Origin of the sequence: Cupriavidus sp. H18C1 (assembly GCF_049311595.1) — a bacterium.
In the GTDB taxonomy this organism is placed as follows: Bacteria; Pseudomonadota; Gammaproteobacteria; order Burkholderiales; family Burkholderiaceae; genus Cupriavidus; species Cupriavidus cauae.
Genome location: NZ_CP186008.1, coordinates 2,053,932 through 2,075,530 on the forward strand (window position 1 = coordinate 2,053,932; position 21,599 = coordinate 2,075,530).

16 protein-coding genes and 2 pseudogenes are annotated in these 21,599 nt (G+C 67.2%); 17 read left to right on the top strand and 1 reads right to left on the bottom strand.

The annotated features are described in order from the left end of the window. Positions 1-370 precede the first annotated feature (370 nt). From OJJOAM_RS09515 to OJJOAM_RS09560, 10 genes and pseudogenes are all read left to right on the top strand, one after another. Positions 371-1,147, top strand: coding sequence for an ABC transporter ATP-binding protein (locus OJJOAM_RS09515; RefSeq protein ID WP_422647815.1), 777 nt, complete (start codon positions 371-373; stop codon positions 1,145-1,147). A 20-nt stretch (positions 1,148-1,167) separates the two neighbouring features. Next, complete coding sequence (locus OJJOAM_RS09520; RefSeq protein ID WP_422647816.1) at positions 1,168-1,893, top strand: ABC transporter ATP-binding protein; 726 nt, start codon at positions 1,168-1,170, stop codon at positions 1,891-1,893. A gap of 93 nt (positions 1,894-1,986) precedes the next feature. Continuing rightward, positions 1,987-3,195 (top strand): ABC transporter substrate-binding protein, encoded by a 1,209-nt coding sequence (locus OJJOAM_RS09525; protein ID WP_422647817.1) that lies wholly within the window; start codon positions 1,987-1,989, stop codon positions 3,193-3,195. 156 nt (positions 3,196-3,351) lie between these two features. Next, positions 3,352-4,236, top strand: a complete 885-nt coding sequence (locus tag OJJOAM_RS09530; RefSeq protein WP_149317466.1) for a branched-chain amino acid ABC transporter permease — start codon at positions 3,352-3,354, stop codon at positions 4,234-4,236. 149 nt (positions 4,237-4,385) lie between these two features. Beyond that, positions 4,386-5,303: a branched-chain amino acid ABC transporter permease gene (locus tag OJJOAM_RS09535; protein ID WP_422649555.1), complete on the top strand. Its 918-nt coding sequence runs from the start codon at positions 4,386-4,388 to the stop codon at positions 5,301-5,303. Between the two features lie 1,026 nt (positions 5,304-6,329). Next, complete coding sequence (locus tag OJJOAM_RS09540) at positions 6,330-7,088, top strand: TSUP family transporter (protein WP_422647818.1); 759 nt, start codon at positions 6,330-6,332, stop codon at positions 7,086-7,088. 479 nt (positions 7,089-7,567) lie between these two features. Continuing rightward, positions 7,568-8,716, top strand: coding sequence for an ABC transporter substrate-binding protein (locus tag OJJOAM_RS09545; RefSeq protein ID WP_422647819.1), 1,149 nt, complete (start codon positions 7,568-7,570; stop codon positions 8,714-8,716). Positions 8,717-8,959: 243 nt separating this feature from the next. Beyond that, the gene (locus OJJOAM_RS09550) at positions 8,960-10,012 is read left to right on the top strand and encodes a branched-chain amino acid ABC transporter permease (RefSeq protein WP_422647820.1); all 1,053 of its coding nucleotides are present in this window, start codon (positions 8,960-8,962) and stop codon (positions 10,010-10,012) included. After that, a pseudogene (locus OJJOAM_RS09555) lies at positions 10,012-11,892 on the top strand (ABC transporter permease subunit). The gene OJJOAM_RS09550 and the pseudogene OJJOAM_RS09555 overlap by 1 nt, the downstream one beginning before the upstream one ends. 11 nt (positions 11,893-11,903) lie before the next feature. Continuing rightward, positions 11,904-12,647: an ABC transporter ATP-binding protein gene (locus OJJOAM_RS09560; protein WP_149317469.1), complete on the top strand. Its 744-nt coding sequence runs from the start codon at positions 11,904-11,906 to the stop codon at positions 12,645-12,647. 157 nt (positions 12,648-12,804) lie between these two features. Here the strand turns inward: OJJOAM_RS09560 and OJJOAM_RS09565 are convergent, their stop codons facing one another. Beyond that, positions 12,805-13,749 carry a LysR substrate-binding domain-containing protein gene (locus OJJOAM_RS09565; protein ID WP_422647821.1) on the bottom strand — a complete coding sequence of 315 codons (945 nt, stop codon included), beginning with the start codon at positions 13,747-13,749 and terminating at the stop codon, positions 12,805-12,807. A gap of 201 nt (positions 13,750-13,950) precedes the next feature. Between OJJOAM_RS09565 and OJJOAM_RS09570 the strand changes: the two genes are divergently transcribed. The 7 genes and pseudogenes from OJJOAM_RS09570 (at position 13,951) to OJJOAM_RS09600 (ending at position 21,407) form a co-directional block, all read left to right on the top strand. After that, on the top strand, positions 13,951-14,955 hold the full coding sequence (locus OJJOAM_RS09570) for a tripartite tricarboxylate transporter substrate binding protein BugE (RefSeq protein WP_422647822.1): 1,005 nt from the start codon (positions 13,951-13,953) through the stop codon (positions 14,953-14,955). After that, positions 14,955-15,809 (top strand): N-formylglutamate amidohydrolase, encoded by an 855-nt coding sequence (locus OJJOAM_RS09575; RefSeq protein ID WP_422647823.1) that lies wholly within the window; start codon positions 14,955-14,957, stop codon positions 15,807-15,809. Before OJJOAM_RS09570 ends, OJJOAM_RS09575 begins: the two co-directional genes overlap by 1 nt. 305 nt (positions 15,810-16,114) lie before the next feature. Then, complete coding sequence (mnmG, locus tag OJJOAM_RS09580; protein ID WP_422647824.1) at positions 16,115-18,058, top strand: tRNA uridine-5-carboxymethylaminomethyl(34) synthesis enzyme MnmG; 1,944 nt, start codon at positions 16,115-16,117, stop codon at positions 18,056-18,058. Beyond that, positions 18,059-18,811 carry a 16S rRNA (guanine(527)-N(7))-methyltransferase RsmG gene (rsmG, locus tag OJJOAM_RS09585; protein WP_422647825.1) on the top strand — a complete coding sequence of 251 codons (753 nt, stop codon included), beginning with the start codon at positions 18,059-18,061 and terminating at the stop codon, positions 18,809-18,811. It begins immediately after the preceding gene. A 25-nt stretch (positions 18,812-18,836) separates the two neighbouring features. Beyond that, positions 18,837-19,619 (top strand): ParA family protein, encoded by a 783-nt coding sequence (locus tag OJJOAM_RS09590; RefSeq protein ID WP_149317475.1) that lies wholly within the window; start codon positions 18,837-18,839, stop codon positions 19,617-19,619. A 34-nt stretch (positions 19,620-19,653) separates the two neighbouring features. Next, positions 19,654-20,557: pseudogene (locus OJJOAM_RS09595) on the top strand (ParB/RepB/Spo0J family partition protein). Positions 20,558-20,849: 292 nt separating this feature from the next. Beyond that, on the top strand, positions 20,850-21,407 hold the full coding sequence (locus OJJOAM_RS09600) for an ATP synthase subunit I (RefSeq protein ID WP_422647826.1): 558 nt from the start codon (positions 20,850-20,852) through the stop codon (positions 21,405-21,407). The last annotated feature ends 192 nt before the right edge of the window (positions 21,408-21,599 follow it).

Consider the following 21,599-nt stretch of genomic DNA (forward strand, 5'->3'; position numbering starts at 1 on the left):
TTGTCGGCAGTTCGCCCGCAGCTTTCCCTTGGCCTTGCCAAACACCGCCTCCGCGCTGCCTGACAAACATGACAGCTGGTTCATGTTTCAGGCTCAGTGCAAACCCGGATGTTTTGCGACGCAACAGGTGCCCACAATAGACGCCGGACAGTCGTGATGCCGCGCTCACATCTGCGCATGCATCGGCGCTTGCATCCGACCGTGCCGCCGCTGCCACCCAGCGCGCTGCCACACACACCAATAAGACATTGCAGACAAGGCGATCCCCGCCCGCGCTGATATTCGCGCAGCGCCGGCCGGGGTCGCGGGTCGAATCCGGGCACGACAGGCCAGAAGCCGGCGTCGCGCCGAACGAGGACGGGCAGGAGACATGAACCAGCAGGAAACCATCCTGGAGACGCGCAACCTCACCAAGGAGTTCAAGGGGTTTACCGCGGTCAGCGACGTCAATCTGCGGGTCAGGCGCGGGTCCATCCATGCGCTGATCGGCCCGAACGGAGCGGGCAAGACCACCTGCTTCAATCTGCTGACGAAGTTCCTGGTGCCGACCACCGGCACCATTCTGTTCAACGGCATCGACATCACCGGCGAGAAGCCCGCGCAGATCGCGCGCCGCGGCGTGATTCGCTCGTTCCAGATCTCGGCGGTGTTTCCGCACCTGACCGTGCGCGAGAACGTGCGCATCGGGCTGCAGCGCAAGCTCGGCACCGCCTTCCACTTCTGGCGCAGCGAACGCACGCTGTCGGTGCTCGACGACGAGGCGATGGCGCTGCTCGAGCAGGTCGGCCTGACCGAGTTCGCCGACACCGTGACCGTCAACCTGCCGTACGGCCGCAAGCGCGCGCTGGAGATCGCCACCACGCTGGCGATGGAGCCCGAGCTGATGCTGCTCGACGAGCCGACCCAGGGCATGGGTCACGAGGACGTCGACCGCGTCACGCAGCTGATCAAGAAGGTCTCGGCGGGCCGCACCATCCTGATGGTCGAACACAACATGAACGTGGTGTCGTCGATCGCGGACACCATCACCGTGCTGCAGCGGGGCGCGATCCTCGCCGAAGGGCCGTACGAGCAGGTCTCGAAGGACCCGCGCGTGATGGAAGCCTATATGGGCACGGCCGAGGCCGAGCTGCAGGGCGCGCACTGAGAGCAATGCGGAGCGACGACATGACGACTGACAACACGCCCGCCCTCGAGATCCGCGGCCTGCAGGCCTGGTACGGCGAATCGCACATCCTGCACGGGGTCGACCTGACCGTGAACCGCGGCGAGGTGGTCACGCTGCTGGGCCGCAACGGCGCCGGCCGCACCACCACGCTGCGCGCGATCATGGGCCTGACCGGCACGCGCAAGGGCTCGATCAAGATCAACGGCCACGAGACGATCCATCTGCCCACGCACAAGATCGCGCACTACGGCATCGGCTACTGCCCCGAGGAACGCGGCATCTTCGCCAGCCTGTCCTGCGAGGAGAACCTGCTGCTGCCGCCGCAGCTCAAGGGCGCCGGCGCGCAGCAGGGCATGAGCGAGGCCGACATCTACGAGATGTTCCCGAATCTGGCCGAACGCCGGCAGAGCCAGGGCACGCGCCTGTCGGGCGGCGAGCAGCAGATGCTGGCGGTCGGGCGCATCCTGCGCACCGGCGCGAACCTGCTGCTGCTCGACGAGATTTCGGAAGGATTGGCACCGGTGATCGTGCAGGCGCTGGCCCGCATGATCCGGATGCTGAAGCAGAAGGGGTACACGGTGGTGATGGTGGAGCAGAACTTCCGCTTCGCCGCGCCGCTGGCGGACCGCTTCTATGTGATGGAGCACGGCACCATCGTCGAGCGCTTCGGCGCCGGCGAGCTCGAACAGAAGATGCCGGTGTTGCACGAACTGCTTGGGGTCTGATCCTTCGGGGTCGCAGGCATGGTCGAAGGTACGGTCGAACGTACGGTGGCAGGAACGGGCGGCGCGAGGCCGCCGAAACACAGGAGACAAGCAATGAAGATCAAACGGCTCGCAGCCGCGATGGCGGCCTTGGTGACGGGCATGGCGGCCGGAGCGGCCTCCGCGCAGGTATCGGGTGACTCGGTCAAGATCGGCTTCATCACCGACATGTCCAGCTTGTACGCGGACATCGACGGCAAGTCGGGCGTCGAGGCGGTCAAGATGGCGATCGAGGACGCCGGCGGCAAGGTGCTCGGCAAGCCGATCGAGTTGCTGTCGGCCGACCACCAGAACAAGGCCGACATCGCCGCCTCGAAGGCGCGCGAATGGATGGACCAGCAGGGCCTGGACATGCTGCTGGGCGGCACCAACTCCGGTACCGCGCTGGCGATGAACAAGGTCGCGCAGGAAAAGAAGAAGGTCTACATCAACATCGGCGCCGGCACGGCCCGCCTGACCAACGAGGAGTGCTCGCCGTACACGGTGCACTACGCCTACGACACGGTGGCGCTGGCCAAGGGCACCGGCAGCGCGGTGGTCAAGCAGGGCGGCAAGTCGTGGTTCTTCCTGACCGCGGACTACGCCTTCGGCCATTCGCTGGAGAACGACACCTCGGCGGTGGTCAAGGCCAATGGCGGCACGGTGGTCGGCTCGGTGCGCCATCCGCTGTCGGCGTCCGACTTCTCGTCGTTCCTGCTGCAGGCGCAGTCGTCGAAGGCGCAGATCCTGGGCCTGGCCAACGCCGGCGGCGACACGATCAACTCGATCAAGGCGGCCAAGGAATTCGGCATCACCAAGAACATGAAGATCGCCGGCCTGCTGATGTTCATCAACGATGTGCACAGCCTCGGTCTGAAGAACACCGAAGGCCTGCTGATGACCGACAGCTGGTACTGGGACATGAACGACGAGACCCGCAAGTTCGCCAACCGCTTCTTCGCCAAGAACAAGAAGATGCCGAGCAGCCTGCAGGCCGCCGACTACTCCGCGGTGCGTACCTACCTGAAGGCGGTCGAGGCGGCCAAGACCGACGATCCGGACAAGGTGATGGCCGAGCTGAAGAAGGCCAAGATCGACGACTTCTACACCAAGGGCTATATCCGCGCCGACGGCCGCGCCATTCATGACATGTACCTGATGCAGGTCAAGACCCCGGCAGAGTCGAAGAAGCCCTGGGACTACCTGAAGGTCGTGGCGACGATCCCGGGCGACCAGGCCTTCACGACGCCCGCCGAGTCGAAGTGCGCGCTGCTGAAGAAGTAAACGACGGTGGCCCGGCGGTGCGCGCCTCGCGCATCGCCGCGGCCCGATGAACGACCGGCGCCGCGTGCGCGTTCGCTGCGGCCGGCCCATGCCTTCCTCGATGGATGGCGGGCCGGCGCGGAACGGGCCCGCGGCGCCGCATAGCTGACGCCTGCGATGGACATCTTCGGTATTCCCTTGCCCGCCATGTTGTCCCAGCTGTTGCTCGGGCTGGTCAACGGGGCTTTCTATGCGATGTTGAGCCTTGGCCTGGCGGTGATCTTCGGCCTGCTCAACGTCATCAATTTCGCGCACGGCGCGCTCTTCATGCTTGGCGCGGTGCTGGCCTGGATGGGCATGGAGTACGCCGGGCTCAACTACTGGGTGATGCTGCTGCTCGCTCCGGTGGTGGTCGGCGTGATCGGCGTGGTCATCGAGAAGACCATGCTGCGCTGGATCTACAAGCTCGACCATATCTACGGCCTGCTGCTGACGCTGGGCATCACGCTGGTGATCGAGGGCGTGTTCCGCTCGATCTACGGCGTGTCGGGCCTGCCGTATTCGACGCCGGAGCTGCTGGCGGGCGCGACCGACCTCGGCTTCATGATCCTGCCGAACTACCGCGCCTGGGTGGTGGTGGCCTCGCTGGCGGTGTGCCTGGCGACCTGGTACATGATCGAGAAGACCAAGCTCGGCGCCTATCTGCGCGCCGGCACCGAGAACCCGAAGCTGGTCGAGGCCTTCGGCGTCAACGTGCCGCTGATGGTCACGCTGACCTACGGCTTCGGCGTCGCGCTGGCCGCCTTCGCCGGCGTGCTGGCCGCGCCGGTGATCCAGATCTCGCCGCTGATGGGGCAGAACCTGATCATCGTGGTGTTCGCGGTGGTGGTGATCGGCGGCATGGGTTCGATCCTGGGCTCGATCGTCACCGGTCTTGGCCTCGGCGTGATCGAGGGCCTGACCAAGGTGTTCTATCCGGAAGCGTCGTCGACCGTGGTGTTCCTGATCATGGTGATCGTTTTGCTGCTGCGGCCGGCCGGGCTGTTCGGGAGGGAGAAGTGATGGACGGACAAAGCGCATCGCGCACACAGGGACCCCAGGGGACGCAGGCCTCCACGCCAGCGGAAGCGGGCGCCGCGCGCAGCGGCGTGCCGCGTACCGTGCCGCTGGTGTTCTACGGCCTGCTGCTGGTCGCGCTGATCGCCGCACCGATGGCCGGCGCCTATCCGGTGTTCGTGCTGAAGGTGCTGTGCTTCGCGCTGTTCGCCTGCGCGTTCAATCTGCTGATCGGCTACACCGGCCTGCTGTCGTTCGGCCACGCGGCCTTCTTCGGCGGCGCCGGTTATGTGGCCGGGCACGCGATGAAGGTGTGGGGCGTGACGCCGGAGGTGGGGCTGGTGCTGGGCACGCTGGCAGGAGCGGCGATCGGCTACGTGGTCGGCGCGCTGGCGATCCGGCGGCAAGGCATCTACTTCTCGATGATCACGCTGGCGCTGGCGCAGATGCTGTTCTTCTTCTGCCTGCAGGCGCCGTTCACCGGCGGCGAGGACGGGCTGCAGGGCATTCCGCGCGGCAAGCTGTTCGGCGTGCTGTCGCTGTCGGACGACCTGACGCTGTACTACGTCGCGCTGGCGATCATCGTGCTGGCCTTCGCGCTGATCGTGCGTACGGTGCATTCGCCGTTCGGGCAGATCCTGAAGGCGATCAAGGAGAACGAGCCGCGCGCGATCTCGCTGGGCTATGACACCGACCGCTTCAAGCTGATGGCCTTCGTGCTGTCGGCCGCGCTGTCGGGGCTGGCCGGCGCGATCAAGGCGCTGGTGCTGGGCTTCGAGACGCTGACCGACGTGCACTGGTCGATGTCGGGCACGGTGATCCTGATGACGCTGGTCGGCGGCCTGGGTACGCTGTCCGGTCCGATCGTCGGCGCCTTCGTGATCGTCGCGCTGGAGAACAAGCTGGGCGACATCGGCAGCTTCCTGGCCTCGGCCACCGGCGTCGAGTGGTTCAACTCGCTGGGCGAGTCGGTGACGATGGTGACCGGCGTGATCTTCGTGATCTGCGTGCTGCTGTTCCGCCGTGGCATCATGGGCGAGCTGCAGGCGCTGTTCAACCGGGGCCGCCACTGAAGCGCACTGAAGCGGCGCCGGAGGCCGCGGCGGGGAGTGGCCGCCGCGGTACATGCCCGTTTTTAGGGCTAGGGTTTTTTCTAGCTTGTTGGATACGCACCGCTTCGTTACATTGGAGCCACGGTTTTCGCAGGTTAAATGGAGGCGGAAGCGAGGAGACGACAGGCGCGCACCCACGATGAGCATTCCGTGAGGAAGCAGCGTTAAATAAGGAAAGGGCGTTGACGGGTGATCCTCGGCAACGCCCTTTTAATTTGTGCCGTTCTCCGTGAGACAATGCGCGCCTTGCCCGCGACCGCCATGCCGTCTCCGTCCGATCCCATCCTTTCCGGTTCCTCCGGTTCCTCCGGTTCCTCCGGTGCCCCCCGGCGCCTCCGCGCCAACTCCCAACTATCTGATTCGACAGGCTTTTCCGGCCGACCAGCCGATGCTGGCGGACTGGCTGCAGGCGTGCGCGCCGGCGCCGGTGCTGCTGCAGCGGGGCCGCGCCGCGATGCTCGAGCGGCTGCTGCAGCGGCCCGAACTGGGCCTGTGCCTGCTGGCGTGGGAGGGCGCCGCGCTGGTCGGTTGCCTGCCGGTCCAGCTGGTGCCGCGCCTCGATCTGGGCGGCCTGGCGGCGATGGCGACCGAAGCCTGGTGTTTGCCCGGCGCGCACGAAAGTGGTGCAATCCTCGCTTCCTGCCGTGACTGGCTCGCCGAGTGGTGCCGGGCGCATGGCGTGCGCCATCTGCTGTGGGCACCGGGCCTGCCCGCTGCCGGGGGAGTCTCGCGAGCCCGGGAAGTCGGATCACGGCCTGAGCCGGCTGCCGTGCGGCCTGTGGCATCGCGACCTGGCGCCGGCGGTCAAGCAGTTGTCCTGATCCGACCGCGGAGTCCTTGCCCGTTCCTGCGTTTGGCGGCGGCCCCGGATAGTCCGTCCCACGCCGTCGCCTGCTCGGCCTGCGTCCGCCCCACGCCGTCGCCCGCTTTCGCTTCCTGCTTTCGTTTCTTTACCCCTGTCCCGCTGACGCTTTCCCGGATGTTCCAATGGAATTCGCCTTCCTGTTTGCCGCCGCCTTCCTGGCCGGCCTGATCGATGCGGTCGCCGGCGGCGGCGGCCTGGTGCAGATTCCCGCAATCTTCAGCGCCTACCCGAGCCACGCGCCGGCGACGCTGATCGGCACCACCAAGGTCGCCTCGATGGCCGGCACCTTCAACGCCGCGGTGCGCTACGCGCGCCGCGTGCGGATCTACTGGGGCGCCACCGGGCCCGCGGTGGTGGCCGCCTTCCTCTGCTCGATGGCCGGCGCCTACACGCTGACCCTGGTGCCCGCGGATCCGCTGCGCAAGCTGCTGCCGTTCGTGCTGGCGATCCTGCTGATCTATACGCTCGCCAGGAAGGACCTCGGTGCCGAGCATGCGCCGACGCTGTCGGGCGCGCGTGAGCGCTGGGTCGCGCTGATGGGCGGCGCAGCGATCGGCTTCTACGACGGCATCTTCGGACCCGGCACCGGCAGCTTCCTGATGATCATGTTCGTGCGGCTGTTCGGCTACGACTTCCTGCACGCCGCGGCCTCGACCAAGCTGGTCAACCTCGCCACCAATGTCGCGGCGCTGATGCTGCTCGGCTTCAAGGGGCACGTCTGGTGGGAGCTCGGCCTGGTGATGGCGGTGGGCAACGTCATCGGCAGCCAGCTCGGCAGCCGGCTTGCGCTGAAGCACGGCAGCCGTTTCGTGCGCAAGGTGTTCCTGCTGGTGGTCAGCGCGCTGATCCTGAAGACCGCCTGGGACGCCTTCGTCGGCTGAGGGCGCGCACGGCCTTCGCGTAGCCGCCGGGTACGTTTTCGCGCAGGTCTCCGCGCGCTCCTCGCGGACGTCCCGAGGCAGGTCGCCGCGTGGTCCTGGGGCACGTCCCCACGCGGGTCCTCGCCGACGTCCCGGCGCACCGGTCGCTGCGCCGAAAGGCGCGCCGATGCTGGCGATGCGGGTTAATCCTGCCTTGGCGGCAAGGGGCGCTGTGTTAGACTCGGTGCGAATTCCCGACCGCTCGGTCGGCGAATCAAATCCGGCGCCGGCCGCCTCCTCGCAAGCCCGTCTTCAGGATGGATTGCGCTGGAGGATCGGCCGCGACCCTTCGAAAAAAATGAGGGCACGCGCGGACGGGATCGGGCACGACGGCGAAGCGCGGCGACCAGGCATCGCGGATCCGTCGGAACAACAAGCCAGGCGCGGACCGGCCCCAAGCCGGCTCGATGCCGACCGGTTTGAGAGAAGAAGGAGACACGATGAATTTCAAGCGCGCCAGCATGCTGGCCTTCGCCGCCGTCTGTCTGTGCGCCGGCGCTGCCCAGGCCCAGGTCAAGATCGGGGTCACGGTATCGGCGACCGGTCCGGCGGCTTCGCTGGGCATCCCGGAGAAGAACACCTTCACGCTGCTGCCCAAGGAGATCGCCGGCAAGAAGGTCGAATACATCGTGCTCGACGACGCCTCGGACAGCACCACCGCCGTCAAGAACACCCGCAAGCTGATCAGCGAGGACAAGGTCGACGCCGTGGTCGGCTCGACCGTGACGCCGAATTCGCTGGCGATGGTCGATGTGGTCGCCGAGAGCGGCACGCCGATGATCACGATGGCGGCGTCGGCGCGCATCATCGAACCGATGGACGCCAAGCGCGCCTGGGTCTTCAAGACCCCGCAGAACGACTCGCACATGGCGACCGCGATCTCCGAGCACATGAGCAACAACAACGTGAAGACGGTGGCCTTCATCGGCTTCGCGGATGCCTACGGCGAGAGCTGGTCGCAGGAGTTCGCCAAGGTGGCGGACATCCGCAAGATCAAGGTCGTCGCCAACGAGCGCTTCGCCCGTACCGATACCTCGGTCACTGGCCAGGTGCTGAAGATCATGGCCAGCAATCCGGACGCGGTGCTGATCGCCGGTTCGGGCACGCCGTCGGCGTTGCCGGCCAAGGCGCTGAAGGAGCGCGGCTACAAGGGCAAGATCTACCAGACCCACGGCGTCGCCAACCCCGACTTCCTGCGCGTTTGCGGCAAGGACTGCGAAGGCGCGCTGCTGCCGGCCGGCCCGCTGCTGGTCGCCGAACAGCTGCCCGACAGCAATCCGGTCAAGAAGCCGGCGATGACCTACAAGACCGCCTACGAGAAGGCCTTCGGCGGCCAGGTCTCGACCTTCGGCGGCCATGCCTGGGATGCCGGCCTGCTGCTCGAGCGCGCGATTCCGATCGCGCTGAAGAAGGCGCAGCCGGGCACGCCGGAATTCCGCAAGGCGCTGCGCGATGCGCTGGAGCAGACCAGGGAGCTGCCGGTCTCGCACGGCATCATGACGATGAGCCCGACCGACCATCTGGGCCTGGACCAGCGCTCGCGCGTGATGGTGCAGATCGTCGACGGCAAGTGGAAGCTGCAGAAGTAGGAACGCCTGGCAGCTTCGCCGCGCGGCAGGGCGCATGGACGCACCATGCGCCTTTTTTGTTTTGCGGCCACGGTGAAGGGGAACCGGTGAGGCAGAACCGGTGAGGCAAAACCGGTCAAGCGGAACCGGTCAAGCGAAACCGGTCAAGCGAAACCGGGCGCTAGGGTTCGCGCGGATTTCCTCGAAGCGTAAGACCTTTACTATTTCGTAATTCGCTGCATCGCGGCAACCCCCGAGGAGATCATGGACCTCTCGATTGCGGCCATCCTGGCACAGGACGGCATCACCTCCGGCGCGATCTACGCGCTGTTGGCGCTGGCCCTGGTGCTGGTGTTTTCGGTGACCCGCGTCATCTTCATCCCGCAAGGGGAGTTCGTCGCCTACGGCGCGCTGACGCTGGCGGTGATGCAGGCCGGCCATGCGCCGCAGACCTCGTGGCTGCTGGTGGCGATGGGCGTGCTGACCTTCGTCTACGAGGGCGCCACCGTGCTGCGCAGCGCCGAACTGCGCCGCAGCGCCGTCCGCCGGCTGGCGGTGCTGGCCGGCAAGTACCTGGTCTTTCCGTTCGCGGTGCACTGGCTGACCCAGGCCTTTGGCGCGCAGCCGCTGCCGATGCTGGCGCAGATCGCGCTGACGCTGCTGATCGTGGTGCCGATGGGCCCGATGCTGTATCGCATCGCCTACCAGCCGCTGGCCGAGGCTAGCACGCTGGTGCTGCTGATCGTCTCGGTCGGCGTGCACTTCGCGCTGGTCGGCCTGGGGCTGGTGATGTTCGGCGCCGAGGGCTCGCGCACCACCGCGTTCTCCGATGCGCGCTTCGACGTCGGCGCGCTGTCGGTGTCGGGCCAGAGCCTGTGGGTGATCGGCGTGTCAGGGCTCTTGATCGCCGGCCTGTATTTCTATTTCGACCGCACGCTGACCGGCAAGGCGCTGCGCGCCACCGCGGTCAACCGGCTGGGCGCGCGCCTGGTCGGCATCGGCACCACGCAGGCGGGCCGGCTGTCGTTCACGCTGGCCGCCGCGATGGGCGCGCTGTGCGGCATCCTGATCGCGCCGCTGACCACGGTCTACTACGAGTCGGGCTTCCTGATCGGCCTGAAGGGCTTCGTCGGCGCCATCGTCGGCGGGCTGGTCAGCTATCCGGTGGCCGCCGCCGGCGCGCTGCTGGTGGGGCTGCTCGAATCCTATTCGTCCTTCTGGGCCAGTGCGTTCAAGGAGGTCATCGTGTTCACGCTGATCATTCCGGTGCTGCTGTGGCGCTCGCTGACCAGCAAACATGTGGAAGACGAGGAATGATGCAACGGCAAGCCACACACACAACCGGGACGCAGCAGGCGTCCGACACGGCGGCGGCCGCAACGCAGCCGATCCCGGCGCCGGTCTCCGGCAGCGCGAACCTGCGCAACCGGCTTCTGCTGATCGCGTTCGCGGCGATCCTGGCGCTGCTGCCGGTGCTGCCGACACCGGAGTTCTGGATCACGCTGGGCAACTACATCGGCCTGTACAGCATCGTCGCGATCGGGCTGGTGCTGCTGACCGGCGTCGGCGGCATGACCTCGTTCGGGCAGGCGGCCTTCGTCGGCCTCGGCGCCTACAGCACCGCCTATCTGACCACGCAGTACGGGCTGTCGCCCTGGTTCGGCCTGCTGGTCGGGCTGGTGATCACGATGGCCTCGGCCTATGTGATCGGCCTGATCACGATGCGGATGTCGGGGCATTACCTGCCGCTGGCGACGATTGCCTGGGGGGCTGTCGCTGTTCTTCCTGTTCGGCAACCTGGAATTCCTCGGCAAGTACGATGGCCTGAACGGCATCCCGGTGCTGTCGCTGCTGGGCTTCGAGCTGCAGTCGGGCCGCTCGATGTTCTATCTGATCTGGGTGGTGGTGCTGCTCGCCGTGGTGGCGATGCAGAACCTGCTCGACTCGCGTCCCGGCCGCGCGATCCGCGCGCTGAAGGGCGGCGGCGTGATGGCCGAGGCGATGGGCGTCAATACCGCGTGGATGAAGGTGGTGGTGTTCGTCGTCGCGGCGGTGCTGGCCTGCATCTCGGGCTTCCTGTACGCGCATCTGCAGCGCGCGGTGAACCCGACGCCGTTCGGCCTGAACTACGGCATCGAGTATCTGTTCATGGCGGTGGTCGGCGGTGTCGGCCATGTCTGGGGCGCGGTGCTGGGGGGCGGGGGATCCTGACCATCCTGAAGGACATGCTGCAGGGCGTGCTGCCCAAGCTGCTGGGCGCCAACGGCAACTTCGAGATCATCGTGTTCGGCGTGCTGCTGGTGCTGCTGCTGCAGTATGCGCGCGACGGGCTCTGGCCCTTCCTGCGCAAGGCATGGCCGAGCGGGCCGCCGGTGCGCGCGCCCGACCAGGCCGCCGCGCTGCCGGTACGGCAGAAACCGCAGGCCGGCGAACTGATCCTGGACGTGCGCGCCGCGCGCAAGGAGTTCGGCGGACTGGTGGCGGTCAACGACGTCAGCTTCCAGGTGCGCGCCGGCGAGATCGTCGGGCTGATCGGGCCCAATGGCGCCGGCAAGTCGACCACCTTCAATCTGGTCACGGGCGTGCTGCCGCTGACGCGTGGCGAGGTGCGCTATCGCGGCGAGGCCATCACCAATCTGCCGTCGCGCGAGATCGTCAAGCGCGGCATCGGCCGGACCTTCCAGCACGTGCATCTGCTGCCGACGATGACGGTGCTCGAGAACGTCGCCATCGGCGCGCATCTGCGCGGCGACTACCGGCCGCAGGGCGGCGTGTCGGCGGCGATCCTGCGCATGAACCGCGGCGAGGAGGCCAAGCTGCTGTTCGAGGCGAAGCGCCAGCTCGAGCGCGTGGGCCTGGCCGACTGCATGTACATGGAAGCCGGCAGCCTGGCGCTGGGCCAGCAGCGCATTCTGGAGATCGCCCGCGCGCTGTGCTGCGATCCCGCGCTGTTGCTGCTCGACGAGCCGGCCGCGGGCCTGCGCTACAAGGAGAAGCAGGCGCTGGCCGACTTGCTGCGCAAGCTCAAGGCCGAGGGCATGAGCGTGCTGCTGGTCGAGCACGACATGGACTTCGTGATGAACCTGACCGACCGGCTGGTGGTGATGGAGTTCGGCACGCGGATCGCCGAGGGCGTGCCCGAGGAAGTGCAGAAGAACCCCGCGGTGCTCGAGGCCTATCTGGGCGGCGTGGAATAAGGGAGCGAGCGGTGAGCGTGATTCTCGAAGTGAAGGACCTGCATGTCCGTTACGGCAAGGTCGAGGCGGTGCACGGGGCCAGCCTGTCGGTCGAGGCCGGCAAGATCGTCACGGTGATCGGCCCCAATGGCGCGGGCAAGTCCACCATGCTGAACGCGATCATGGGGGCGCTGCCGCCGACCGGCTCGGCCAGCGGCATGGTGTCCTACCTGGGCCACGACATGGCGGGCATTCCGGTCGAGGGACGGGTCGCGCGCGGCATGTGCCTGGTGCCGGAGAAGCGCGAGCTGTTCGGCTCGATGAGCGTCGAGGACAACCTGCGGCTCGGCGCCTTCCGCCGCAAGCGCGCCGGCGAGAAGAACTTCCTCGACCAGATGGACGTGGTCTACGAGCTGTTCCCCCGGCTGCGCGAGCGCGCGCGCCAGGATGCCGGCACGCTGTCCGGCGGCGAGCGCCAGATGCTGGCGGTCGGCCGCGCGCTGATGGCCAAGCCCGAACTGCTGATGCTGGACGAGCCCAGCCTTGGTCTCGCGCCGCTGATCGTCAAGGAGATCTTCCACATCATCAACGACCTGCGCCGCACCGGCGTGGCGACGCTGCTGATCGAGCAGAACGCGCGCGCCGCGTTGCAGGTGGCGGACTACGGCTATGTGATCGAGACGGGGGAGATCGCGATGGCCGGGCCGGCCGACGAGCTGGCCGCCGATCCGCGCGTCATCGAGACCTACCTGGGGTTGGCGAAGAAGGCGGCTTGAAGGCTGGCTTGAAAGCGTGGCCGGACAGTCTTGTCTGCCCCTTCCATGCGATGAGAGAATAACGGCGCGCTTCGGTGCGCCGTTTTCATTTGTCGCTCTTATGGTCGGCAACGTTAAATTAGCGTGATTAATGTTTCTTGCGTTGGACAACTACTTGTCATCTATCCGGTGAATCATTACCCCTGACGCGGACCACATCCGGGTCCTGCGCCGCCGTTTCCAGCAGCCATTGCCGGAAGCGGTTCAGCGCCGGATGGTCGCGCCGCTCCCGCGGCGCGCACAGGAAATAGCCGCGCGTCAGCCGGATCGGCAGATCGAAGGGCGCCACCACGCGGCCGGCGGCGATCTCGTCGCGTACCAGGCAGCGCTGCAGCACGGCGATGCCGATATCGGCCTTGACCGCCTGCACCAGGATCGAGACCTGGTCGAACCCCGTGGCCAGCGTCGGCGCAGCGTTGGGTACGCCCGCCGCAACGAACCAGTGCTGCCAGTTGGCGGGCGCGCCGGTGTGAAAGAGCAGGGACTCCTGCAGCAAATCCGCCGGCGTCCGCCATTGACCGGCGTCCCGCCGCAGCCGTGCGCGCTCCGGATGGCAGACCGGCACCATCTCGCTGCCGATCACGTAGTCCACCTGCAGATTGGGCCAGCTGTGGGCGGTGCCCGCCAGCAGCGCCGCATCGGGTACGGGGCCGGAGAAATCCTCGTCGCGCCGGTACGGCACGAAGTCGAGGCGGATATCGGGATGGCGCCGATGGAAATCCGGCAGGCGCGGCACCAGCCAGACGCTGGCCAGCGTGGGCAGGGCCGACAGCGTCAGATGGTGTTGCCGGTCGCCGGCCAGCAGCGCGGCGCTGGCCGATTCGATCGCGGCCAGCGGCTGGGCCACCGCCTCGAGGAAGGCGCGGCCCGCGGCGGTCAGCACCAGCCGATGCGCGTTGCGCTGGACCAGCGGCTGGCCGAAATGCGCCTCCAGCCTGGCGATCGCCCGGCTGATCGCGCCCTGGGTCACGCACAGCTCCTGCGCCGCGCGCGTGAAGCTGCCCAGCCGCGCCGCGGTGGCGAAGGCGTGCAACTCGGACATCGACGGCGATCGCAGGCGCATGCGGGCCTTCTCCGCTCACGGCGAAGCGGGGCGCCGTGAGAATGAACTGAGGTAATGGAAGCGTGCAATATAGTCGTTTGTGCACGCTCGGTAAACTGGCCGACACTTGACGCGTCGCGGGCATCCATCAGCCTCGAATCGGCCCCGAATCGGCATCGTCCGCCACATAAAAGACAAGGCAATTCCAAGGAGAACATCGCCATGAACCGAGCCGTGACCACGCGTCGTCGCTTTGTGCTGTCTGCTGTGACCACCGCCGTCGCCGCCGCCGTGCTGCTGCCCGCCGCGGCCAGCGCCGCGCCGGCCAACTATCCCAGCCGCCCGATCCGCCTGATCGTGCCGTTCGCCGCCGGCGGCTCCACCGATCTGTCGGCGCGCCTGGTCGCCGAGTACGCCGGCCGCGAGCTGGGCCAGTCGATCGTCGTCGAGAACAAGGGCGGGGCAGGCGGCTCGCTCGGCATGGGCGAAGTCGCCCGTTCGGCGCCGGACGGCTACACGATCGGCATGGCCACGGTCAGTACGCACGGCTCGAATCCCGCCGTCTATCCGAAGCTGAGCTACGACCCCATCAAGGACTTCGTGCCGGTCACCAATGTGGTGGCGATCCCCAGCGTGTTCGCGGTGCATCCGGGCGTGCCGGCCAAGACCATGAAGGAGTTCATCGCGCTGGCCAAGGCCAACCCCGGCAAGTACAGCTTCGCCTCGCCGGGCGCCGGCTCGCTGGGCCACGTGAATATCGAGAACTTCATGATGCTGTCCGGTATCGATCTGCTGCATGTGCCCTACAAGGGCGCCGGCCTGGCGCTGAACGACGCGGTGGCGGGGCAGGTCAACGCGATCACCGACAACCTGTCGTCGACGCTGCCGCACGTCAAGGGCGGCCGCCTGCGCGCGCTGGCCGTGCTGGGTGCGAGCCGCTCGGCGCAGTTGCCGGACGTGCCGACCTACGCCGAGCTCGGCTTCAAGGACATGGGCGAGGGCGGCTGGTTCGGCATCGTCGCGCCGGCCGGCACGCCGGCACCGGTGGTGGCCAAGCTGAACGCCGCCATCCACAAGGCGATGCAGAACCCGGACTTCAAGCGCAAGGTCGAGGAATCCGGCGGCACGCTGGTGCCGACCACGCCCGAGCAGTTCAAGGCGCAGATCGAACAGGCGATGGCCCGCTATGCGCGCGTGGCCAAGACCGCCAAGATCGAGCTGAACTGATGGCGGCGGCGTTCGAACCCATCGTCCGCCGCCTGCCCGAGGGCGAAGCGCTGCCGCTGGTCTGCGATTCGCCCCACAGCGGCACGCGCTATCCCGACGACTTCGGCGCGGCCGTACCGATGGCGCGGCTGCGCGAAGGCGAGGATACCCATGTCGAGGCGCTGTGGGAGGCGGTGCCGGCGGTCGGCGGCACGCTGATCGCGGCGAACTTCCCGCGCGTCTATATCGATCCGAACCGGATGCCCGACGATCTCGACCCGGCGCTGCTGGACGGGCCGTGGCCCGAGCCGCTGGCCCCGGGCGAGAAGACGCAGCTGGGCTTCGGCCTGGTGTGGCGCAACATCGACGCCAATACGCCGATCTACGCCCGCAAGCTTGGCGTGGCCGAGGTGCGCAATCGGATCGAGCACTACTACCGGCCGTACCATGCGGCGCTGGCGGAAGCCGTGGACGCGACCTATCGCCGCTTCGGCGCGGTCTGGCATCTGAACCTGCACTCGATGCCGAACAATGCTTACGCGCGCCTGAAGAAGGTCAGCCCGCATCCGCTGGCGGACTTTGTGCTGGGCGACCGCGACGGCACCACCTGCGATCCGGAGTTCGTCGGACTGATCGAGCGGAGCCTGCGCGACATGGGCTATACCGTGGCCCGCAACGATCCGTACAAGGGCGTGCAGCTGATCGCCCAGATCGGCCGGCCGGCGGAGCGCCGCCACAGCCTGCAGATCGAGATCCGCCGTCCGCTGTATATGGACGAGCGGACTCGGGAGCGCAATGCCAATTTCGGTACGGTGCAGCGGGATATGGGACGGCTGCTGGAGCGGGTGGCGGAGTACTTGCGACAGCAGCGGTGATTCCTGGTGCCCCCCGAGTCGCGGGGTAGGGGGTCGCAGCGTGTAGAGGTAAGGAAAAGGCTGGGCCGATGGTCCGGCCTTTTTTGTTTCACGTGGAACACTACCCGGGCAGTGGCGGCATGGCGGCGTTTCACGTGAAACGAGGTGGTGGCCACGCGACGCCGGCGTTGTTTCACGTGAAACATGGCTCCGTGGAAGCACAATGTTTCACGTGGAACGGGAGTGTGTCCGGAATGCCCAAGTGAATGCCGGTATAATTCGGCATCCCGTTTTTCCCTCTCCAGCCTCCCGGAGGAGGTGCCCCCATGCTTTACCCGAAAGAATTCGATGTCATTGTCGTCGGCGGTGGCCATGCCGGCACCGAAGCGGCCTTGGCCGCGGCCCGCATGGGCTGCCAGACGCTGCTGCTGACCCATAGCATCGAGACGCTCGGGCAGATGAGCTGCAATCCGTCGATTGGCGGCATCGGCAAGGGGCATCTGGTCAAGGAAGTCGACGCTCTCGGCGGCGCCATGGCGGCCGCCACCGACGAGGCCGGCATCCAGTTCCGCATCCTGAACTCCAGCAAGGGCCCGGCCGTCCGCGCCACCCGCGCCCAAGCCGACCGCGTGCTGTATCGCAAGGCGATTCGCACCCGGCTGGAGAACCAGCCCAACCTGATGCTGTTCCAGCAGGCCGTCGACGACCTGATGGTCGAGGGTGACCGCGTGGTTGGCGCCGTGACCCAGGTCGGCGTCCGCTTCCGCGCCCGCGCCGTGGTGCTGACCGCCGGCACCTTCCTGGACGGCAAGATCCACGTGGGGCTGGACAACTACACCGGCGGCCGTGCCGGCGATCCGGCCGCGGTCACGCTGTCGGCTCGGCTCAAGGAGCTGAAGCTGCCGCAGGGCCGCCTGAAGACCGGCACGCCCCCGCGTATCGACGGCCGTACCATCGACTTCTCGGTGATGGAAGAGCAGCCCGGCGACCTCGATCCGGTACCGGTGTTCTCGTTCCTGGGCCGCCCGGAGCAGCATCCGCAACAGCTGCCGTGCTGGATTACCCACACCAACGCCCGTACCCACGAAATCATCCGAGGCGGGCTGGACCGCTCGCCGATGTACACCGGCGTGATCGAAGGGGTGGGGCCGCGTTACTGCCCGAGCATCGAGGACAAGATCCATCGCTTTGCCAGCAAGGAAAGCCACCAGATCTTCCTGGAGCCGGAAGGGCTGACGACGAACGAGTTCTATCCCAACGGCATCTCGACCAGCCTGCCGTTCGATGTGCAGCTGGAGCTGGTGCATTCGATCCGCGGCCTCGAGAACGCCCATATCCTGCGTCCCGGCTATGCGATCGAGTACGACTACTTCGATCCGCGTGCGCTGAAGGCCTCGCTGGAGAGCAAGGCGATCGGCGGGCTGTTCTTCGCCGGCCAGATCAATGGCACGACCGGCTACGAAGAGGCTGCGGCGCAAGGGCTGCTGGCCGGCATCAACGCCGGCCGCTACGCGCAGGAGCGCGAGGCCTGGGCGCCGCGCCGCGACCAGGCGTACCTGGGCGTGCTGGTCGACGACCTGATCACGCGCGGCGTGACCGAGCCGTACCGGATGTTCACCAGCCGCGCCGAGTTCCGGCTGAGCCTGCGCGAGGACAATGCCGACATGCGGCTGACCGAGGTCGGTCGGGAGCTTGGCGTGGTCGACGACGCGCGCTGGGACGCCTTCAACCGCAAGCGCGATGCTGTTTCACGTGAAACAGAGCGCCTGAAGAGCACCTGGGTCAATCCGGCCAGTCTGCCCGCCGACGACGCGGTGCCGCTGCTCGGCAAGGCGATCGAGCGCGAATACAGCCTGGCGGACCTGCTGCGGCGCCCGGGCGTCGGCTACGAGGCGCTGATGGCGCTGCAGGCAGGCCGCCACGCCCCTGCCGAGCCGCTGGCCGACGACCCCCTGCAGGCCGAACAGATCCGCGAGCAGATCGAGATTGGCATCAAGTACCACGGCTATATCGCCCGCCAAGCCGCCGAGGTCGACAAGCTGGAAGCCAACGAATCGACCCGGCTGCCGGACGACTTCGACTACACCGAAGTGCGCGGCCTCGGCTTCGAGGTCAGCCAGAAGCTGAACCAGCACCGCCCGCAGACGCTGGGCCAGGCCTCGCGCATCTCGGGCGTCACGCCGGCGGCGATCTCGCTGCTGCTGGTTCACCTGAAGAAGAAGGGCATGGGCCGCGGCAAGACGGCCGGCTCGGGCCGCGAGGCGGCCTGAGTGGGCGGTCCGCACGCATCCCAGGCGCGGCGCCACGGCGCGGTCGACGAGGCCGCCCAGCGCCGCCGCCTCGAGGCGGGCCTGGCCGCGATCGGCCTGCCGCTCGACGACGCCCGCATCGAGACGCTGCTCGCCTATCTGGCGCTGCTGCGCAAATGGAACGCCACCTATAACCTGACCGCGATCCGCCATCCGGACGAGATGCTGACGCATCATCTGCTGGACTCGCTGGCCGCCGTGCCGGCGCTGGCCGAGGCGGCGCGCCGGTCCGAGGTCGCGCCGAGCGCGCGGGCCCGGGTACTGGACGTCGGCTCGGGCGGCGGCATGCCGGGCCTGCCGCTGGCGATCGCCTGTCCCGACGTGTCGGTGCTGATGGTCGATATCGTGCAGAAGAAGACCGCCTTCCTGACCCAGTGCCGCGCGCAACTGCGGCTGGCCAATGCGGCGGCCCATTGGGGACCCGTGGAGAAGCTGGCGGACGCCGACGGTTTCGCCGTGATCACGTCACGGGCCTTCGCCGAGCTGACTGACTTCGTCACGCTGGCCGGCCACCTGCTGGCACCGGGCGGCCGCATGATCGCAATGAAAGGGGTCTATCCGCACGCCGAACTGGAGCGGATGGAGCAGGCCGGACTGATGTCGGCCTGGCAGGTCGAAGCGGTGCCGCCGTTGGCGGTGCCCGAACTGGACGCGCAACGCCACCTGGTGGTGCTGTCGCGCCGTGGCGAGCGCAGCGATGCGCGCGCCGACTGAATACAAGCGAGGAGCTGCACAACCCATGGCAAAGGTATTCGTGATCGCAAACCAGAAGGGCGGGGTGGGCAAGACCACCACCACGGTGAACCTCGCCGCTGGCCTTGCCGCGCAAGGGCAGCGCGTGCTGCTGGTCGATCTCGATCCGCAAGGCAATGCATCGATGGGTTCGGGCATCGACAAGCAGGGGCTGGAGCACAGCGTCTATCAGGTGCTGGTCGGCTTCGCCACGATCCCGCAGGCGCGCCAGCGCTCGGAGTCGGGCAAGTACGACGTGCTGCCGGCGAACCGCGAACTGGCCGGTGCCGAGGTCGAACTGGTCGAGCTGGAGCATCGCGAGCGCCGGCTGCGCCAGGCGCTGGCCGAGGTCGAGGGTGAGTACGATTTCGTGCTGATCGACTGCCCGCCGTCGCTGTCGCTGCTGACGCTGAACGGACTGTGCGCCGCGCACGGCGTGATCGTGCCGATGCAGTGCGAGTACTTCGCGCTGGAGGGGCTGTCCGATCTGGTCAATACGATCAAGCAGGTGCACGCCAACCTGAACAAGGACCTGAAGGTCATCGGTCTGCTGCGTGTGATGTTCGATCCGCGCGTGACGCTGCAGCAGCAGGTCTCTGCCCAGCTGGAAGCGCACTTCGGCGACAAGGTGTTCAAGACGATGATTCCGCGCAATGTGCGGCTGGCGGAGGCGCCGTCGTACGGCATGCCGGGCGTGGCCTTCGATCCGGCGTCGAAGGGCGCCAAGGCCTATCTCGATTTCGGCGCCGAGATGATCGCGCGCGTCAAGCAACTGGGCCAGATCGCCTGAGCCGGCGAGCGGCAGCAAGCAAGGAGCCACCACCATGAGTACCGCGAAGAAGAAGGGCCTGGGCCGTGGGCTGGAAGCCCTGCTGGGCGGCCCGGCGGAGATCGTCGAGGCGGCGCGCCAGGACGGTTCGCCGACCGTGTTGCGCGTCGATCAGCTGCAGCCCGGCAAGTATCAGCCGCGCACGCGAATGGACGAGGGCGCGCTGCAGGAACTGGCGGCGAGCATCCGCGCGCAGGGGCTGATGCAGCCGATCCTGGTGCGGCGCGTGGCCGAGCCGGATCGCTACGAGATCATCGCCGGCGAGCGCCGTTTCCGCGCCTCCAAGCTGGCGGGCCTGGACAAGGTGCCGGTGCTGATCAAGGACGTGGCCGACGAGGCCGCGGCCGCGATGGCGTTGATCGAGAACATCCAGCGCGAGGATCTGAACCCGCTGGAAGAGGCGCAGGGCATCATGCGCCTGATCCGCGAATTCAAGTTCACCCACGAGCAGGCCGCCGAGTCGGTCGGCCGCTCGCGCAGCGCGGTGTCGAATCTGCTGCGCCTGCTGAACCTGGCGCAGCCGGTGCAGACCATGCTGATGGCCGGCGATCTCGACATGGGCCATGCGCGCGCGCTGCTGGCGGTGGACGGCGCGCACCAGATCACGCTGGCCAACCAGATCGTCAACAAGCGGCTGTCGGTGCGCGAGACCGAGAAGCTGGTGACCTCGACGTTGAAGCCCTTCGACTTGAAGTCGCTGAAGCAGAAGACCGGGCAGGGCGCACGCGATGTCGCGAGGCTGGAGGAGGAGCTGTCCGACGCGCTCGGCATGCCGGTGCAGATCAAGCTCGGCGCGCGCGGCAAGGGGTCAGCTGACGATCCAGTTTTCCAGCAACGATGCGCTCGACGGCGTGCTGGCTCGCTTGCGCGATCCGGCCGCGGGACGACAGGTCGCATGAACGCGGTTGGGCGATGATCGCCCAATGGAACAGCGCGAATGGCGCCGGGTTCTTCCCCCGGCGCCATTTTTTTGCTACGCAATCCGATTACGTGTCAGGTCATTGCCGCGCAATATCCGCGCAAGCATGATCGAAGCGAGATAGCAAGAGTTGTGGTGTTTTGCCTTGCAAGGCAACTGTAAGCAGATTGACTCGTTATCTGCATTCCCCCGTAAAATCGTGCGGTTTGAATACTGGCCGAGGACGAAAAGTTCCTGGCCAGAACTGCAAGCAGGCAGACCGACAAGTTGTAGTGGCGACAGACCCAAAGCCGCCTCGCGCGGGATCGAATACCGACCGTACCGAGCGGACTTCCGGGCGTCAGGCCGACGAGTGGGATCGCGACGCGTGGGACCGTGACGACTGGCGCGACGACGCGTCCGGCGACAGTCCCGCCGCGCCGATCCAGCCGCTGTCGCACGACGACGCGGTGTCGCTGTTCGGCGAACGCGCGCTGCGGCCCTCGCGGATGACGCCGGGCAAGGTGGTGCTGGCGCAAGTCGCGGTGACGCTGCTGTCGGCGATCGGCTGGGCGGTGTTCGGGCCCGAGGCCGCACCGTACGGCTGGTCGGCGCTGTTCGGCGGCGCGGTGTGCTGCGTGCCGAGCGCGTTCTTCGCCTTCCGGCTGTGGCTCGCAAGGGATCGCGCGTCGATCGGCGGGCTGGTGGTCGGCGAGGCGATCAAGGTGATGGCCACCGTCGCGCTGTTCGTGCTGGTGGTGGTGCTGTACCGCGATCTGCGTTGGGTACCGATGCTGGTCACGTTCCTGCTTGCGTTGAAGACGTACTGGGTGGCGCTGGCGATTCGATAGATTTTCGATTCGTCGAATTGCGGAACGCCATGCCCCGAACCAGTGCCGCGTTGTTCTGATTCAGGGCAATTGAGGGCCGGTTTCGAGAAAACAAGATTGGATGCGGCACCGATTTGGAATCGGGCGCGGCGTCGGAAAGTTACGAAGCGACTTGCATTGCGGTGACCGGCCGACGAGCCGAAGGCGGTGCAA

Coding starts and splice junctions, on each gene's coding strand:
- OJJOAM_RS09535 (WP_422649555.1), top strand. CDS start 4,386: ATGGCCGGCGCCTATCCGGTGTTCGTGCTGAAGGTGCTGTGCTTCGCG.
- OJJOAM_RS09515 (WP_422647815.1), top strand. CDS start 371: ATGAACCAGCAGGAAACCATCCTGGAGACGCGCAACCTCACCAAGGAG.
- OJJOAM_RS09545 (WP_422647819.1), top strand. CDS start 7,568: ATGAATTTCAAGCGCGCCAGCATGCTGGCCTTCGCCGCCGTCTGTCTG.
- OJJOAM_RS09575 (WP_422647823.1), top strand. CDS start 14,955: ATGGCGGCGGCGTTCGAACCCATCGTCCGCCGCCTGCCCGAGGGCGAA.
- OJJOAM_RS09520 (WP_422647816.1), top strand. CDS start 1,168: ATGACGACTGACAACACGCCCGCCCTCGAGATCCGCGGCCTGCAGGCC.
- mnmG (WP_422647824.1), top strand. CDS start 16,115: ATGCTTTACCCGAAAGAATTCGATGTCATTGTCGTCGGCGGTGGCCAT.
- OJJOAM_RS09565 (WP_422647821.1), bottom strand. CDS start 13,749: ATGCGCCTGCGATCGCCGTCGATGTCCGAGTTGCACGCCTTCGCCACC.
- OJJOAM_RS09530 (WP_149317466.1), top strand. CDS start 3,352: ATGGACATCTTCGGTATTCCCTTGCCCGCCATGTTGTCCCAGCTGTTG.
- OJJOAM_RS09550 (WP_422647820.1), top strand. CDS start 8,960: ATGGACCTCTCGATTGCGGCCATCCTGGCACAGGACGGCATCACCTCC.
- OJJOAM_RS09570 (WP_422647822.1), top strand. CDS start 13,951: ATGAACCGAGCCGTGACCACGCGTCGTCGCTTTGTGCTGTCTGCTGTG.
- OJJOAM_RS09525 (WP_422647817.1), top strand. CDS start 1,987: ATGAAGATCAAACGGCTCGCAGCCGCGATGGCGGCCTTGGTGACGGGC.
- OJJOAM_RS09590 (WP_149317475.1), top strand. CDS start 18,837: ATGGCAAAGGTATTCGTGATCGCAAACCAGAAGGGCGGGGTGGGCAAG.
- OJJOAM_RS09540 (WP_422647818.1), top strand. CDS start 6,330: ATGGAATTCGCCTTCCTGTTTGCCGCCGCCTTCCTGGCCGGCCTGATC.